The sequence below is a fragment of the Bradyrhizobium sp. USDA 336 genome, assembly GCF_044908355.1.
GTDB lineage: Bacteria > Pseudomonadota > Alphaproteobacteria > Rhizobiales > Xanthobacteraceae > Bradyrhizobium > Bradyrhizobium yuanmingense.
Genome location: NZ_JBIYDC010000002.1, coordinates 184,662 through 200,839, shown reverse-complemented (window position 1 = coordinate 200,839; position 16,178 = coordinate 184,662). Strand labels below are relative to the sequence as shown.

Genomic DNA, 16,178 nt, shown 5'->3' with positions numbered 1-16,178 from the left:
ACAGCCACCTCCGTCAGGCGGCGTTCAGCTCGGCCTGATTGCACTCCCGAAAGTGACGCGCGATTTCGTCGAGAGCGCGCTGCTCCCATTCTTCTGCCTGCGCCAGCCAGAACGGCCGGCGCTTCGAATCGAGCGCCGCGCGCTCTCGGCAAAGGAATTCCTGACTGCGAATTTCCACCAGCCTGTTCATGCACTCCACTCCTGCCGTGTGAAGCCATTCCCCGCCGGCCAAGGTAACAGAGTCCTCAACCTCCCGCCTCATCATTTCCGTGCATATCGCGACGCCAAATAGGACAGTGATGCTTGCCGTGCACTGCGGCAGCTCGCATCGCAACATCAATTGCAGATCATCAATTAGTGATCGGAGATCGTGACGGTATTTTGCACGAACGACGTTAACTCTTGTGGCGCAACGAAGTGCCGAAATTTGTGAAGAGATGTTCTAAACAGCTGACCGAATTCCCGACTCATTGTCGTCGCATGGTCTTCATGCGGCGCCGCTAACAGGGGCACGCGAACCGGACGATCGGCTGAGGCGACATGAGCAACGATTTCGACTTTGATCTGTCAACCGACCAGTGGGAAGCGCTAAAGGCGCTTCGCAACCCGGTGTCGAACGGTCGCCTCGCGAAGGCTTATCTCGTCGAAAGCCTCGCCAAGCTCGGCCTCGTTGACGTGAATGACGGCGTACCTGCGATCACATCCACAGGACGCAAGGTGCTGGTACGCGGCTCATGCCGGCTGCTGGATCTCGTGGCGTGACGAGATGGCCTGCTGCCGCGTAACTGCGCCATCGCCTGAAAAATAATCTTTAGCTCTTCATCGAAATCGGATTTGCTTCTTGCGACACGATCCGGCGCGCAACGACGCTGCGCCAGACAGGCAAGGGAGCCGATCATGAACGGGCTTGGCGGGCTGAACAAATCCCCCAACGGTGTGGTTATCGGACTTGTGCAGCTGCAGCTGCCTAGCGTGGTGAGCGCGGCCGATCTCGCCAGGCAGACCGAGCGCATCGTCTGGATGGTCGGCAAGGCCCGCCGCAATCTCTCCACTATGGATCTGGTGGTCTTCCCCGAATACTCGCTGCACGGCCTGTCGATGGACACCAATCCGGAGATCATGTGTCGGCTGGACGGACCGGAGGTTGCGGCCTTCAAGCAGGCCTGTGTCGACAACGAGATCTGGGGCTGCTTCTCCATCATGGAGTTTAACCCGCATGGCAATCCCTACAACTCGGGTCTGATCATCGACGATCACGGCGAGATCAAGCTCTACTATCGCAAACTTCATCCCTGGATTCCGGTCGAGCCGTGGGAGCCTGGCGACATCGGCATTCCCGTGATCGAGGGTCCGAAGGGCGCGAAGATCGCGCTGATCATCTGCCATGACGGCATGTTCCCGGAGATGGCACGGGAATGCGCCTACAAAGGCGCGGAGATCATGATCCGCACCGCCGGCTACACCGCGCCGATCCGCGAAGCCTGGCGCTTCACCAACCAGGCCAATTCGTTTCAGAATCTGATGATCACCGCAAATGTCTGCATGTGTGGCTCGGACGGCTCGTTCGATTCCATGGGCGAAGGCATGATCGTCAATTTCGACGGCACCGTGCTGGCGCATGGTACGACCGGCCGTGCCGACGAGATCATCACCGCAGAGGTCCGGCCGGATCTCGTGCGCGAAGCCCGCATCAACTGGGGCGTCGAAAACAACATCTACCAGCTCTGGCACCGCGGTTATGTCGCGGTGAAGGGCGGCGCGATGGACTGCCCCTACACCTTCATGCAGGACATGGTCGCCGGCACCTTCCGACTGCCGTGGGAAAATCAGGTCAAGGTCACCGACGGCACCTCGTGCGGCTTCCCGGCCCCGACGCGGATGTTCGGCAAGACGGCGAAGGCGGCGGAATAACCCGGTTTCTCGGGTGAAACCGCGACAATCTGGCCTGCGCGCTCGGCAACCTCGTCGGCAATTGCGTCGCAACCGTCGTGGTCGCGGCCTGGGAAGGCGATCTCGACCGCGCCAAGGCGGCCAAGGTGCTGGAGGGCGGCGAGGTAGTGGACGTGACCGCTGAATAGTGGTCGCGGATCAATCGTTCCACCGGAGGAGTGGCGTGCCGTAGGCCCTCCTCCAGACCGACAGAAAGCGCGGAAACCACGAGTGGGCCACGGCACCCTTATAGGCCCAGGTGCGATACTTCAGACCCTGCTCCGAGATCAGCTCCTGATAGCCGCCATGGAGTTCGGTCGCGGCGCGAATGTCCTTCAGGATTCCTTGCGCGCAGGCCCGATAGGTATCGCCACCCGAGAACTCATCGTAATCCAGCATGCGGTCGGCAAATTCGACGTTGAACGTCGGCCAGGAGGAACGCCCCTGATAGGCGGGAGCTGCAATCTTGTGGATCATCTTGGTCCGCGGGTTGTCCGCCGAGACCAGGAAGTGGAACGTGCTCGGAATGCGAAACCGTGGCTCGGCGATGATCAGATCCGTCGTGGCCGCGAACAGCGCGCGCTCGCTCGCCTCGCTCATATCCCAGAAGCCGCGGTGCACGCTGACGAAATCCAATGCGACCGACGATGCCGGTGAGCTCGCCGGGCCGTCCAGGGAATGCCTGATGTAGCCGTTCTTGCCGAAGAGGCGGAGCAGATCCCTCTTGTACTGCGCGAGGTCGCGCCCGAGCAGCCGCTTCAGCTCGTTCTCGCCGACGATCCCGAGCTGCACGCCCCACACAAAGGTCGTGTAGACGCAGGCATTGGTGACGAAACGCCGGCGCTCGGCGCGGGTATCCGTCGCCGCGGAACGCCGGCCGCTGGCGTCGCACAGCAAATATCTGGTGCCGTCAGCGTCGAAGGACTCCAGCTCGCTCGCAAGCTTCAGGATCGCGCGCTTCAGGTCTCCGCCATATTCGGCCAGCAACAAGCGGCCTGCGTGCGCGCATTGCGACATCGCAAGGTAGGACGACGCCCTCTCCCCGGCAGAGATCATCTGCTGCAGACCGGCGAGAATGCCGAGCAGCGTATCCGAGGGTCGCGAAAAATAGTTCACGCCGAGATACCGGCCGCGCCCGGCCGGTACGATGGTCGTGGTGACCACGTCGGCGCGAACGGCCTCCAGCAGCAGGCGCACGCTCTTTTCGAGCAGGCGCACCCGCCGCACCGCGTCCTGCGCATCCATGATGGTTTCAGGATCGAGAACGTCGGGATAGAACCAGGCGAAGTCGCGGGGGTAATAGGCGGAGGCGTGCGGTGCGCCGGTGACGAGGAAGGCCTCGGTCACCGAAAAGGCGCTGTCCATCGAGTGCCGATAGAGGTCCTCGATCGCCGACAACGAATGATGCGATTGTCTCAGGAATCGATCACCGAGGAAATTGACCGCCTGAAGGGCGTTGGCGACGAAGGTCGCAGCCATCCCCTGATAGAATCGGTTTTCACGATGTGATGGAAAAGAGATGTCGCTGTTCATGTCCGTCAATCGGCTGATTGTCTCGTGACCCTCGTGATGATGGCCACCATCTTAAACATGACTGATTCGTATCTCTACCCGGTGACTTGCGGGTCCGTGACGCTCGCCTAGGCCTTACGCGGCCCGAAATTCTCGATCACCCGCAGCAGCACACGCGCGCCGGCATCGGCATCGGCGAGCGCGACATGCTCGTCCGGGTGATGGCTGATGCCGCCGCGGCAGCGGACGAAGATCATGCCGACATCGGCAATGTCGATCATCGCCATGCCGTCGTGCCCTGCCCCGCTCGGCAGCTCGAACACGGAGAAGCCTTCGGCTTCGATCGCCTGCGCGATCTGCTGCTTGAGCCAGGGCGCGCAGGGCGCGGTGCGGTTCTCGTGGGTAACGTCGAGCTGAAGCGCCAGCTGTCGCCGCTTGGCGATCGCCTCGATCTGGCCGACGACATCGGCCACCGCGCGCTTGCGATGCATGTCGGTCGGCGCGCGCATGTCGATGGTGAAGGATACCTCACCCGGAATGACGTTGGTCGCGCCGGGCCTCGCCTGGATGTAGCCGACGGTGCCGACGAGGCCGCCCTCGTCGGTGCGGCAAAATTGCTCGATCACATTGATGCATTCGGCCGCACCGGCGAGCGCGTCACGGCGCAGCGCCATCGGCACGGTGCCGGCGTGACCGGCCATACCCGAGAGCCGGGCTGCAAGGCGCGTGGCCCCGGCAATGGCGGTGACGACGCCCACGGGCAGGTTCTGCGCTTCCAGCACCGGCCCCTGCTCGATGTGCAATTCGAGATAAGCAAGCAGCTCGCGCCGCGCGCGGGCGGCCGCACCGATATGGTCGGGATCGAGGCCGAACTGCACGAGCGCCTCGCGCATCGACACGCCGTCGCGGTCGCGCGTATTCAGCACGCTCTCATCGAAGGTGCCGGCCACCGCACGGCTGCCGAGCAAGGTCGAAGCGAACCGCACCCCCTCCTCGTCGGCAAAGCCGATCACCTCGATCGCAAATGGCAGGCGCTTGCCGCGGCGGTTGAGATCGGCGACGCAAGAGATCGCCGTGATCACACCCAGCGGTCCATCCCATTTGCCGGCATCGCGCACGGTGTCGTAATGCGAGCCGAGCATCAGGCAGGGCATGCCCGGCCGGTCGCCTTCGTACCGTCCGCAGACATTGCCGATGGCATCGAGATGGGCGCTCATGCCGGCCTCGCGCATCCACCCCATGATGAGGTCCGCGGCCTTGCGCAGCTCCTTGCTGAGGAAGATGCGGGTGAGCTTCACGGGGTCTTCCGAGATCGCGCCGAGCTCGTTGATCCGGCGAACGATCTCATTGCCGAGCGATGCATCGTGAACGGTACCAGCGCCCATCTCGGCGAGCTTTCCATCTTCTGAGGACACGGCGGTCCTGACGACAATCGATACAGGTTCGGTGCCAGCGGACATCCTCCGGCGCCGTCCCAGTCAGCGCGTGGTTAGCATGAATGCGCCTTGCCGGCCGACCGTCCGACGCGGATCATGCACATGCACGAGCAGGTTCTGGCTGCTCAACTCCGCTGCATACAATGCTTTGATATTGCCTAGAAATTAGTCTGCCATTTTCCTCGCCACGTTCAGAGCACACATTATCCCATACTTATTTCAAGTACTTATAACGAATTGCACGCTTCATAGTCTCTGGCACGAAGCTTGCGACATCTGATCCCGGCTCCGCCAAGCCGGCGCAGCCGTGAGATCAAGGCGGGGCATCCGCCAAGGGGAGCGAGCAATGAATTCTGGCAGGATTTCACGACGTCATGTGTTGCAGGGCGGCGCGGCCCTCACCCTCGGCGCGGCAGCGGGCCTCCGCCCGGCCTTCGCAGCCGAGACCACCATCGGCTTCATCTATGTCGGCTCGCGCGACGACTACGGCTACAACCAGGCACACGCGCAGGGCGCGGCGGCGCTGAAGAAGATTCCCGGCCTCAAGGTGGTCGAGGAGGAGAAGGTACCGGAGACCGACGCGGTCGAGAAGACGATCGAGTCCATGATCAATCTCGATGGCGCCACCCTGCTCTTCCCGACCTCGTTCGGGTACTACAATCCGCACATGATCAAGATGGCCAACAAGTACCCGAAGCTCCGCTTCGAGCATTGCGGCGGCCTCTGGAGCGAGAAGGACCCCAAGAACGCCGGCAGCTATTTCGGCTATATCGACGAGGCTCAGTACATCTCCGGCATCGTCGCCGCCCTGACATCGAAGAGCAGCAAGCTCGGCTTTGTCGCGGCCAAGCCGATCCCTCAAGTGCTGCGCAACATCAACGCCTTCACGCTTGGCGCCAAGTCCGTCAATCCAAAGGCCACCACGCAGGTGATCTTCACCGGCGACTGGTCGATGCCGGTCAAGGAGGCCGAAGCCACCAACAGCCTGATCGATCAGGGCGTGGACGTGCTCACCTGCCACGTCGATGGGCCCAAGACCATGGTCGAGAACGCGGCGCGGCGCGGCGCCTTCGTCTGCGGCTATCACACCAACCAGTCGGCGCTGGCACCCAAGGCCTATCTCACCGGCGCGGAGTGGAACTGGGAAGCGCTCTATCCGAAGTTCGTCAAGATGATCGCCTCCGGCGAAGGCATCCCGAATTTCTACCGCGGCGGCCTGAAGGAAGAGATCGTCAAGACCTCGCCCTATGGCGAAGCGGTCTCGGCCGAAGCGCGCAAAGCGGCCGACGAGGCCAAGGCAAAATTCCTGTCGGCAGAAGGCTTCGCCATCTTCAAGGGTGGGCTGGTCGACAACAAGGGCAAGACGGTGATCCCCGCCGGCACCAACCGCGGCCAGAAGGATCCTGAACTGGAGAAGATGGACTACCTCGTCGAGGGCGTTCTCGGAGCCACTTCGTGACGACGGAAGCGGCGGATTCCACAGACGCGGTCGGGACAGTCGCCCCGGCCGCCGATCCCGGTTTCCTCCAGCGTCACGGCGGCACGATCGAATATGTCCTGATCCCGGGCGCGGCGCTGGTCGGCGCGCTCGCGGTGTTCGGCATCTTCGTCGCGATGTTCGGCAAGAATCCGCTCGATCTCTATTTCTACATGTATTACGGCGCGTTCGGCACCTGGTTCTCCTGGCAGAACACGCTGACGCGCGCAGCGCCCCTGATCCTCACCGCACTCTGTACTGCGCTGCCGGCGCAGCTCGGCATGGTCATCATCGGCGGCGAAGGCGCGCTGCTGATCGGCGCGTTGTCGGCAACCAGCGCCGCACTCGCGCTTCAGGGCATGCCGCCGCTCATCGTCCAGGTCGCCATGGTCTGCGCCGGCGTGATCGGCGGCGGGCTGTGGATCATGCTCTCCGGCGGCTTGCGGCAATATCGCGGCGTCAACGAGACCATCTCGAGCCTGCTGCTCGTCTACATCGCGCTCGCGATCCTCAACCATCTCGTCGAGGGGCTGATGCGCGATCCCGCCAGCCTCAACAAGCCGTCCACCCGCGAGATCGGCGCCGCCAACATGATCGGCTCCATTCCTGGCACCGACGTGCATTGGGGCCTCGTGTTCGGCCTGATCGCTGCGATCGCCTCCTACATCCTGATCTATCACACTGTGTTCGGCTTCGCCGCGCGCGTGGCGGGCGGCAACATCCGTGCTGCGAAGATCGTCGGTCTCGGCGTCGACAAGCTGATCCTGACCGTCTGCTTCCTTGCCGGCGGCGCGGCTGGCCTCGCCGGCATGGTCGAGGTCGCCGCCGTGCAGGGACGCACCAACGCCAACCTCGCCGCTGGCTACGGCTTCACCGGCATTCTCGTCGCCTTTCTGGCGCGGCAAAATCCGCTCGCCATCATCCCCGTCGCGATCCTGCTCGGTGGCATCAGCGCCAGCGGCGGCCTGCTGCAACGCCGCTTGGGGCTGCCCGATGCGTCCGTGCTGGTGCTGCAGGGCATCATCTTCGTCTTCGTGCTCGCCAGCGATGCGCTCTACGGCCGCATCGGATTCCTGAAGGGAAAATCCTGAGATGGCAGACGGATCGATCGGCCTCTGGACCGTCCCGCTCGCCGTCCTCGGCGGCGCCATTCGCGTCTCCACCCCATTCCTGTTCGTGAGCCTGGGCGAATGCATCACCGAGCGTGCGGGCCGCATCAATCTCGGGCTCGAAGGCACGCTGGTGATGGGCGCGATGAGCGCCTATGGCATCTCCTATCTCACCGGCTCTCCGTGGCTCGGCGTGCTTGCCGCCGGCATCACCGGCGCGCTGCTGGGTGCGCTGCATGCCGGCATCTGCTCGCTGCCGCGCGTGAATGACGTTGCCGTCGGCATTGCCTTGATGCTGTTCGGCACTGGCCTTGCGTTCTATCTCGGCAAGCCGCTGATCGAGCCGACAGCGCCGCGGTTGCCCGCCATCGACTTCGGCTGGTGGAGCGACATCCCGCAAGTCCAGGCAGCGCTGCGCATCAACGTGCTGTTCCTGATCGGCGTGGCGCTGGCGCCGATCCTCTATTGGGCCTTCCGCACCACCCGCTGGGGCTTGCTCATCCGCACCGCCGGCGAGAGCGCGGATGCCGCACGCGCGATGGGCCATTCCGTGCTGCTGATCCGCCTGCGCGCCACCATGGCCGGTGGTTTCCTCGCGGGCATCGGCGGCTCGTTTCTGTCCCTGTTCTACCCCGGAAGCTGGAACGAGGGCCTTTCCTCGGGCCAGGGCATCACCGCCGTGGCCCTCGTGATCTTCGCGCGCTGGGATCCCCTGCTCTGCCTGTGGGCCTCGCTCGCCTTCGGCGGCGCAGCGGCGCTGGGTCCGGCGCTGCAATCGGTCGGCGTCACCTCCGGCTATCACCTCTTCAACGCCGCGCCCTACATCCTGACGCTGGCGATCATGATCATCACCTGCTCGCCGAAGCGGACGCTGACCGGCGCGCCCGCCGAACTCTCGATCACACGGTAACACGCACGAGGTCGTCCATGCCCGAGCGCTACATCAAGTCCGAGCCCTATGCCTGGCCCTACAATGGTGATCTCCGCCCCGAGAACACCGCGCTGATTATCATCGACATGCAGACCGATTTCTGCGGGGTCGGCGGCTATGTCGACAAGATGGGCTACGACCTCTCGCTGACACGGGCACCGATCGAGCCGATCAAGCGGCTGCTCGCAGCGATGCGAAGCCAAGGCTTCCATATCATCCATACCCGCGAAGGCCACCGCCCGGATCTCTCCGACCTGCCCGCCAACAAGCGCTGGCGCTCGCGCCAGATCGGCGCCGGCATCGGCGATCCCGGCCCGTGCGGACGCATCCTGGTGCGCGGCGAGCCCGGCTGGGATATCATCGAGGAGCTGGCGCCGCTGCCGGGCGAGCCGATCATCGACAAGCCCGGCAAGGGCTCGTTCTGCGCCACCGATCTGGAGCTGATCCTGCGCGTGCGCGGCATCGAGAACATCGTGCTGACCGGGATCACGACCGACGTCTGCGTCCACACCACGATGCGCGAGGCCAACGACCGCGGCTTCGAATGCGTCCTGCTGCACGATTGCTGCGGCGCGACCGACAAGAGCAACCACGACCATGCGCTGAAGATGATCAAGATGCAGGGCGGCGTATTCGGCGCGGTCTCGACCTCGGATGCCTTCATCGGAGCGATTTCGTGATCATCGGCGAAACGCCACCGCCCTCGGGCGCCTTCGGCGTCGACGCCGTCGCCATGACCATGCGCTTCGGCGACTTCCTGGCGCTGGACAATGTCGAGCTGAAGGTGCGGCCGGGCTCGTTCCACGCCCTGCTCGGCGAGAATGGCGCCGGCAAATCCACCCTCGTCAAATGCATCATGGGCTACTACCACGCGACCGAAGGCGACATCATCGTCGGCGGCCGCGAGCAGGCGATCGCCAACCCGAAGGATGCCCACGCGCTCGGCCTCGGCATGGTCTACCAGCATTTTACGCTGGTGCCGGCGATGACGGTTGCCGAAAACCTCGTGCTGGCGCGCGATGACGTGCCGGCCGTGGTGAACTGGCCGAACGAGATGAAGGAGCTGGAGGCGTTCTTGGGCAGCATGCCCTTCAAGGTACCGCTCTCCGCAAAGGTCTCCGACATCTCTGCCGGCGAACGGCAGAAGTGCGAGATCCTCAAGCAGCTCTATCTGAAGCGGCGCTTCCTGATCCTGGACGAGCCGACCTCGGTGCTGACCCCGGCGGAAGCCGACGAGGTGCTCGGCATGCTCCGCGACATGGTTGTGAAGGGCGAGCTGACCATCCTGATGATCACGCACAAGTTCCGCGAGGTCATGGCGTTTGCCGATGACGTCACCATCCTGCGCCGCGGCAAGCTCGCCGGTGCCGGCAAGGTTTCCGAGCTGACGCCGGACGCGATGGCCCGCACCATGATCGGTGCCGAGGAGTTGACGGTGCAGCCGCCGCGCACCGGCGAAGCCGGTCAGGCCAGGCTGGAGCTGCAAAAGCTCCGCGCCCTGGACGATGCGGGCGCCGTTGCCGTGCACGATGTCTCGCTCACCGTTCGCGCCGGCGAGATCGTCGGCATCGCCGGCGTTTCCGGGAATGGCCAGCGCCAGCTCGTCGAGGTGCTGGCCGGCCAGCGCGAGGCCGAGAGCGGGGAGGTGCGCGTCGCCGGCGATCTCTATCACGCAAGCCGCGAGGAGATGCGGCGGCACAGGATGTCGCTGCTGCCCGAGGAGCCGCTGAAGAACGCCTGCGTCGGCGGCATGAGCGTCGCCGACAACATCGCCTTTCGAGAATTCGACCGCGCACCCTTTGCAAGTGGCGGCTGGTGGCTCAATCGTAGCGCCTTCCGGAGCGACGCCAGGAAGAAGATCGGCCAGTACAAGATCAAGACCCGCACGCCCGATACGCCGATCTCGGCGCTGTCGGGCGGCAACGTGCAGCGGGCTGTACTGGCCCGCGAGCTCGGCGGCGACGTCGAGGTGCTGATCGCCGCCAATCCGTGCTTCGGCCTCGATTTCGCGGCGGTGGCGCAGATCCATGCCGAGATCATGGCCGCGCGCAACCGCGGCGCCGCCGTCCTGCTCGTCAGCGAGGACCTCGACGAGCTGCTCGAACTGTCGGATAGGCTCGTGGTGATGTTCCACGGCGAATTCGTGTATGAAGCGCGGACCAGCGAAGCCGATCTCACGGTGGTCGGCCGCCACATGGCGGGGCACTGAACGGAGGATCGATGGGCGATGCATCAGGGCGGGACGAGCACTTTCTGCGCCTGTCTTTCGCGGTCGCCGGCCGTTCCCTCACCCATGGCAACCACCCCTTCGGCTGCATTGTCGTCGATGCGGACGGCAAGGTGCTGATCGAGACTGAGAACGGCTACATGCCGGATCGCGACGGCACCGCGCATGCCGAGCGGCTCGCAGCCACCCAGGCCTGCCGTACGCTCGATCGCGAGGTGCTGGCGAAGGCCACGCTCTATTCCTCAGCCGAACCCTGCGCGATGTGTGCCGGCGCGATCTACTGGGCCGGTATCGGCCGTGTCGTCTATGGCCTCAGCGAGCATCGCCTGCGCGGCATCACCGGCAACCATCCGGAAAATCCGACGCTCAACCTGCCATGCCGCGAGGTTTTTGCCAGCGGCCAGCGGCCGACGGAGGTCGTCGGGCCGCTGCTCGAAGACGAAGCCGAAGCGCTGCATGTCGGCGTTTGGACGGAGTAGCAGCACATCCCAAAGGGGACGACACCGTGGAGTGCCGCATTGAGGCAGCCATTGCGGCCGCTGCGCTCCGCGCGATGGACGACCGACGCGTCCATTGCTCAACATGGCGTCAGGTCTGCACAGCGGGTTCCGATTTGCCTTGGACCGTCACAAATTAGCAACAGCCCCCGGCCGGCAGACGCAATCGCCCCGCCCACGAGGTGCTGTTTGCGGGGTTTGATCGCTCGAAAATCGACGACGAGCGCTGGGCCGAGAGCCTGCCGACGCGTTGAGCAAGGGATGATGCTTTTTCACATCTTACGCCGGGGTTCAAACTGGCCCAGTATTGAGGCACTTCACCCATGCAAGCGCATCAGCGAATGTTAGATCCGACGCCCGACGGCCAGCATTGCGGCGAGTCCCCGCTCCTGAGGACCATCGGCCTCAGGAAACGTTATGGCGATTTCCTCGCCAACGATTGCATCGATATCGAGATCCGCCCGAGGGAAATCCACGCGCTGCTGGGCGAGAACGGCGCCGGCAAGTCGACGCTGGTCAAGGCGATCTACGGACTGATCCAGCCCAGCGCCGGCGAGATTCGCTGGCAGGGCGAGCGGATCGTGCTGTCCGGTCCGTCCGAAGCGCGCAGCCGCGGCATCGGCATGGTGTTCCAGCACTTCTCGCTGTTCGACAATCTCACGGTTGCCGAGAACGTCGCGCTCGGCCTCGACGGCAAGGAATCCTTCAAGGACATGTCGGCCCGGCTGGAACAGGTGTCGAAGACTTACGGTCTGCCGCTCGATCCCAGGCGTGAGGTGTGGCAACTCTCCGTCGGCGAGCGTCAGCGCATCGAGATCGTCCGCGCCCTGATGCAGGATCCGAAATTCCTGATCCTGGACGAGCCCACCGCGGTGCTGACGCCGCAGGAGGCTGACCAGCTCTTCATCGTGCTGGATCGCCTCAAGGCCGAGGGCCGCGCCATCCTCTATATCAGCCACAAGCTGGAGGAGGTGAAGCGGCTCTGCGACACCGCGACGATCCTGCGCGGCGGCAGGAAGGTCGATACCTGCAACCCGCGGCTCGAAACCGCCGCCTCACTTGCGCGGATGATGGTCGGCGGCGAGGTCAAGGAGGTGAAGGGCGCATCCGGCCGCAAGACCACCGTGCCGCGGCTCGTCGTCAACGATCTCTCGCTGGCTCCCGTCGAAGCGCACGGCGTGCGGCTCGAGCACATCTCATTCGAGCTGAAGGGCGGCGAGATTCTCGGCATCGCCGGCGTCGCCGGTAACGGCCAGGACGAATTGTTCGCAGCGCTCTCCGGCGAGCGTCTCGCGAAGAACCCCGGAACGGTGGTGATCGAGGGCATCGCCGCCGGTCACCTTTCGATCACCCAGCGGCGCAAGCTGGGGGCGGCTTTCGTTCCCGAGGAGCGGCTCGGCCACGGCACCGCGCCGCGGATGAGACTGTCGGAGAACGCGCTGCTCACCGGCCATGCCGCCAGCGGCATGGTCCATCGCGGCTTCATCGATACGGCGGCCACGCTGAGAACGGTCGACCGCGCCACCGAAACCTTCGACGTCCGCAAGGCCAAGCGCGATCCCGAGGCCGCCAGCCTGTCCGGCGGCAATCTGCAGAAGTTCATCGTGGGACGCGAGATCCTGCGCAATCCCGCGGTACTGGTGGTGAGCCAGCCGACCTGGGGCGTCGATGCCGGCGCCGCCGCCGTCATCCGTCAGGCGCTGCTTGATCTCGCCACCGCGGGCGCCGCGGTCCTCGTGACCAGCCAGGATCTCGACGAGCTCGCCGAGATTGCCGACCGCATCGCCGTGATGTTCCACGGCAAGCTGTCGGCTCCGCTCTCGGCACGCGAAGCAAGCCGCGAGAAGCTGGGCCTTCTGATGGGCGGCAGCAGCCTGCAGCCAAAGGAGATCGCGCATGCAGCTGGTGCTTGAGAAGCGTTCCGAGCGCTCCGGCACGATCGCGCTGGTGTCCCCCCTGATCGCGATTGGCCTCACGATCGTGACCATGGTCATCCTGTTCGCGATCCTCGGCAAGAATCCACTGCTTGCCCTGCACGCCTATTTCATTGCGCCCCTCACCGACGGCTATTCGCTCCAGGAGATCGCGGTGAAGGCGACGCCGCTGGTGATGATCGCGATCGGCCTGTCGCTGTGCTATCTCGCCAACGCCTGGAACATCGGCGCCGAAGGGCAATTCCTGATCGGCGCAGTCGCGGGAAGCTGGATCGCGGTGAAGACGCAAGGTACTGATGCCGGCGCCTGGGTGCTGCCGGCTATGCTCGTCCTCGCCGCCGCTGCGGGCGCGCTCTATGCGCTGATCCCGGCGATCTGCAAGGTGAAATTCGGCGCCAGCGAGATCCTGACCAGCCTGATGCTGGTCTATGTCGCCGACCTCTTCCTCGACTATCTCGTGCGCGGCCCCTGGCGCGATCCGCACGGCTTCAATTTCCCGACCACGGCCGAGTTCGATCCGGTCGCGACCGTGCCGTTGCTGATCGAAGGCGGCCGGCTGCATCTCGGCTCGATCATCGCCCTGCTCGTCGTCGCAGCAGCCGCGATCCTGCTCGGGCGCACCATCAAGGGTTTCGAGATCCGCGTGGTCGGCGCTGCGCCGCGCGCCGCGCGGTTCGGCGGCTTCAACGCCAACCAGCTCATCATCCTGACCTTCGCCGTCTCCGGGGCGCTGGCCGGGCTTGCTGGCATCATCGAGGTGGCGGGTCCAGTCGGGCATCTCCAGCCCGGCATCTCGCCAGGCTACGGCTTTACCGCGATCATCGTCGCTTTCCTCGGCCGGCTGAACCCGCTTGGAATATTAATTGCAGGCCTCTTCCTCGCGTTGACCTTTATCGGCGGCGAGCAGGCGCAGATCGCGATGAAGATTCCGCTGGACGTCACCAAGGTCTTTCAGGGCATTCTGCTGTTTTACGTGCTCGCCTGCGACTCCCTCATTCTCTACCGCTTCAAGCTGGTGTTCCCGAACCGAAAGGTGGTGGCCCGTGGAGCTGGTTGAGGCCATCATCCTGGCGGTGCTTGCCGCATCGACGCCGCTGTTGATTGCGGCGACCGGCGAGCTCGTGGCCGAGCGTTCCGGCGTGCTCAATCTCGGCGTCGAGGGCATGATGATCGTCGGCGCGGCCTGTGGCTTTGCCGGCGCGTGGCTGACCGGATCGATCTTGATCGGCGCGCTGTTCGGCATCGTCGCGGGCACGCTGATGTCGCTCGTCTTCGCGCTGATGGCACTCGGGCTCGCCGTCAACCAGGTCGCAACCGGCCTCGCGCTGACCATCTTGGGTGTTGGCCTCTCGGGTCTGATCGGCGCCGGCTTCGTCGGCGAGCGCATCACGCCGGCCGTGCACCTCTCTATTCCCGTCCTGACGGATATTCCGCTGATCGGCCGCGTGCTGTTCGGCGAGAATGGCTTCGTCTATTTCTCGATCGCGCTGATCGTCGCGGTGTGGTGGTTCCTGTACCGCACCCGGGCAGGCTTGATCCTCCGCGCCTGCGGCGACAATCACGTTTCCGCGCATGCGCTCGGCTATCCCGTCCTGCGCATCCGCACCCTCGCCGTGATGTTCGGCGGCGCCTGCGCGGGTCTTGCGGGCGCCTATCTGCCGCTCGCTTATACGCCGTTCTTCATTCCGGGCATGACCGCAGGCCGCGGTTGGATCGCACTGGCGCTGGTGGTGTTCTCGTCCTGGCGGCCGGGCCGGCTCGTCATCGGCGCCTATCTGTTCGGCGCGGTGACGATCCTGCAACTGCATGCGCAAGGATGGGGCGTCGGCATTCCCTCGCAATTCATGTCGGCACTGCCTTATCTCGCGACGGTCATCGTGCTGGTCCTGCTCTCCCGCGCGCGCACGGGCGGCTCAACCGCACCGGCCGCGCTCGGCACGGTGTTCGTGCCCGACCGTTGAATTTCGTTTCGGCAGTGTGCACGATGGGGCGCGCATGCTGCGGATCGTGGCTTCCCCCGAAGTTTGGAGATCGATGATGAGGAAATCACTTCTTGCACTGGCTGCCGGGCTCTTGCTCGCTGCGAGCGTCAGTGCGGCCTCCGCCGCCGACAAGCTGAAAGTCGGTTTCGTTTATCTCGGTCCGATCGGAGACCTCGGCTGGACCTATCAGCACGACCTCGGTCGCCAGGCGCTGGTGAAAGAATTGGGCGACAAGATCGAGACCACTTATCTCGAGAACGTGCCCGAAGGCCCGGACTCCGAGCGAGCGATCGAGCAGCTCGTCCGCGCCGGCAACAAACTGATCTTCACCACATCGTTCGGCTACATGGATCCGACGCTGAAGGTCGCCAAGAAATATCCGAACGTGCATTTCGAGCACGCCACCGGCTACAAGCGCAACCCGAACATGTCGACCTATTCGGCGAAATGGTATCAGGGCCGCTACATTCAAGGCCTGATTGCGGCGAAGATGTCGAAGTCGGGCGTGCTCGGCTATATCGGCTCGTTCCCGATTCCGGAGGTCGTCTCCGGCATCAACGCGACGATACTGGCGGCGCAGACCATCAACCCGAACATCAAGGTCAAGATTATCTGGGCCAACACCTGGTTCGACCCAGGCAAGGAGGCCGACGCCGCCAAGGCGCTGATCGACCAGGGTGCCGACGTCATCATGCAGCACACGGATTCGCCGGCCGCCATGCAAATCGCCAGCGAACGCGGCAAACTGGCCTTCGGCCAGGATTCCGAAATGATCCAGTTCGGGCCAAAGGCCCAGCTGACCTCGATCATCAACAACTGGGGCCCCTACTACATTCAGCGCGTCAAGGCCGAGCTCGCCGGCACCTGGAAGTCCGAGGACACCTGGGGTGGCCTCGACAGCCAAATGTTCACCATGGCGCCCTACACCAACATGCCCGACGATGTGAAAAAAATGGCTGAGGATGCCCAGGCCGCGATCACCGCGGGCAAGCTGCATCCGTTCAAATGCCCGATCGTTGGGCAGGACGGCAAGCCGGTCGAATGCAAGGGCGGCGGTCACCTGGATGACGGCCAGATCCTCGGCATGAATTTCTACGTGAAAGGCATCGACGACAAGCTGCCGGGCAAGTAGCACGCTTCTTGC

At 64.2% G+C, this 16,178-nt stretch carries 15 protein-coding genes and 1 pseudogene; 13 read left to right on the top strand and 3 right to left on the bottom strand.

What is annotated here, in order from left to right; all coding sequences use genetic code 11:
* Positions 1-13 precede the first annotated feature (13 nt).
* The gene (locus ABIA45_RS01670) at positions 14-190 is read right to left on the bottom strand and encodes a hypothetical protein (RefSeq protein ID WP_192893126.1); all 177 of its coding nucleotides are present in this window, start codon (positions 188-190) and stop codon (positions 14-16) included.
* Between the two features lie 350 nt (positions 191-540).
* Here ABIA45_RS01670 and ABIA45_RS01665 point away from each other — a divergent pair, with 350 nt between their 5' ends.
* The 3 genes and pseudogenes from ABIA45_RS01665 to ABIA45_RS01655 all read left to right on the top strand — a co-directional run.
* A complete protein-coding gene (locus tag ABIA45_RS01665; protein WP_404650939.1) occupies positions 541-762 on the top strand; it encodes a hypothetical protein in 222 nt (73 codons plus the stop codon).
* A gap of 135 nt (positions 763-897) precedes the next feature.
* On the top strand, positions 898-1,911 hold the full coding sequence (locus tag ABIA45_RS01660) for a formamidase (protein ID WP_404650938.1): 1,014 nt from the start codon (positions 898-900) through the stop codon (positions 1,909-1,911).
* Positions 1,912-1,940: 29 nt separating this feature from the next.
* Positions 1,941-2,078 (top strand): annotated as a pseudogene (locus tag ABIA45_RS01655) (C4-dicarboxylate transporter DctA); the annotation flags it as partial.
* Positions 2,079-2,088: 10 nt separating this feature from the next.
* On the opposite strand, the gene ABIA45_RS01650 reads toward ABIA45_RS01655, so the two are convergent.
* Positions 2,089-3,462, bottom strand: a complete 1,374-nt coding sequence (locus tag ABIA45_RS01650) for a hypothetical protein (protein ID WP_404650937.1) — start codon at positions 3,460-3,462, stop codon at positions 2,089-2,091.
* Between the two features lie 107 nt (positions 3,463-3,569).
* Complete coding sequence (locus tag ABIA45_RS01645) at positions 3,570-4,826, bottom strand: allantoate amidohydrolase (RefSeq protein WP_404655599.1); 1,257 nt, start codon at positions 4,824-4,826, stop codon at positions 3,570-3,572.
* A 397-nt stretch (positions 4,827-5,223) separates the two neighbouring features.
* Between ABIA45_RS01645 and ABIA45_RS01640 the strand changes: the two genes are divergently transcribed.
* From ABIA45_RS01640 to ABIA45_RS01595, 10 genes are all read left to right on the top strand, one after another.
* Positions 5,224-6,336, top strand: a complete 1,113-nt coding sequence (locus tag ABIA45_RS01640; protein WP_404650936.1) for a BMP family ABC transporter substrate-binding protein — start codon at positions 5,224-5,226, stop codon at positions 6,334-6,336.
* The gene (locus ABIA45_RS01635; protein ID WP_404650935.1) at positions 6,333-7,445 is read left to right on the top strand and encodes an ABC transporter permease; all 1,113 of its coding nucleotides are present in this window, start codon (positions 6,333-6,335) and stop codon (positions 7,443-7,445) included. The genes ABIA45_RS01640 and ABIA45_RS01635 overlap by 4 nt, the downstream gene beginning before the upstream one ends.
* Position 7,446: 1 nt before the next feature.
* Positions 7,447-8,373: an ABC transporter permease gene (locus tag ABIA45_RS01630; protein ID WP_036045297.1), complete on the top strand. Its 927-nt coding sequence runs from the start codon at positions 7,447-7,449 to the stop codon at positions 8,371-8,373.
* A gap of 17 nt (positions 8,374-8,390) precedes the next feature.
* Entirely contained in the window at positions 8,391-9,074 is a 684-nt protein-coding gene (locus tag ABIA45_RS01625) for a cysteine hydrolase family protein (RefSeq protein ID WP_063688390.1), read from the top strand.
* A complete protein-coding gene (locus ABIA45_RS01620) occupies positions 9,071-10,603 on the top strand; it encodes an ABC transporter ATP-binding protein (RefSeq protein WP_225182870.1) in 1,533 nt (510 codons plus the stop codon). Before ABIA45_RS01625 ends, ABIA45_RS01620 begins: the two co-directional genes overlap by 4 nt.
* Before the next feature lie 11 nt (positions 10,604-10,614).
* A complete protein-coding gene (locus tag ABIA45_RS01615) occupies positions 10,615-11,100 on the top strand; it encodes a nucleoside deaminase (protein WP_271544196.1) in 486 nt (161 codons plus the stop codon).
* Between the two features lie 359 nt (positions 11,101-11,459).
* The gene (locus tag ABIA45_RS01610; protein WP_404650934.1) at positions 11,460-13,031 is read left to right on the top strand and encodes an ABC transporter ATP-binding protein; all 1,572 of its coding nucleotides are present in this window, start codon (positions 11,460-11,462) and stop codon (positions 13,029-13,031) included.
* Positions 13,015-14,109 (top strand): ABC transporter permease, encoded by a 1,095-nt coding sequence (locus ABIA45_RS01605; RefSeq protein WP_271544192.1) that lies wholly within the window; start codon positions 13,015-13,017, stop codon positions 14,107-14,109. The genes ABIA45_RS01610 and ABIA45_RS01605 overlap by 17 nt, the downstream gene beginning before the upstream one ends.
* Positions 14,096-15,013 carry an ABC transporter permease gene (locus tag ABIA45_RS01600; protein WP_404650933.1) on the top strand — a complete coding sequence of 306 codons (918 nt, stop codon included), beginning with the start codon at positions 14,096-14,098 and terminating at the stop codon, positions 15,011-15,013. Before ABIA45_RS01605 ends, ABIA45_RS01600 begins: the two co-directional genes overlap by 14 nt.
* 76 nt (positions 15,014-15,089) lie before the next feature.
* Positions 15,090-16,166 (top strand): BMP family ABC transporter substrate-binding protein, encoded by a 1,077-nt coding sequence (locus ABIA45_RS01595; protein ID WP_404539327.1) that lies wholly within the window; start codon positions 15,090-15,092, stop codon positions 16,164-16,166.
* The last annotated feature ends 12 nt before the right edge of the window (positions 16,167-16,178 follow it).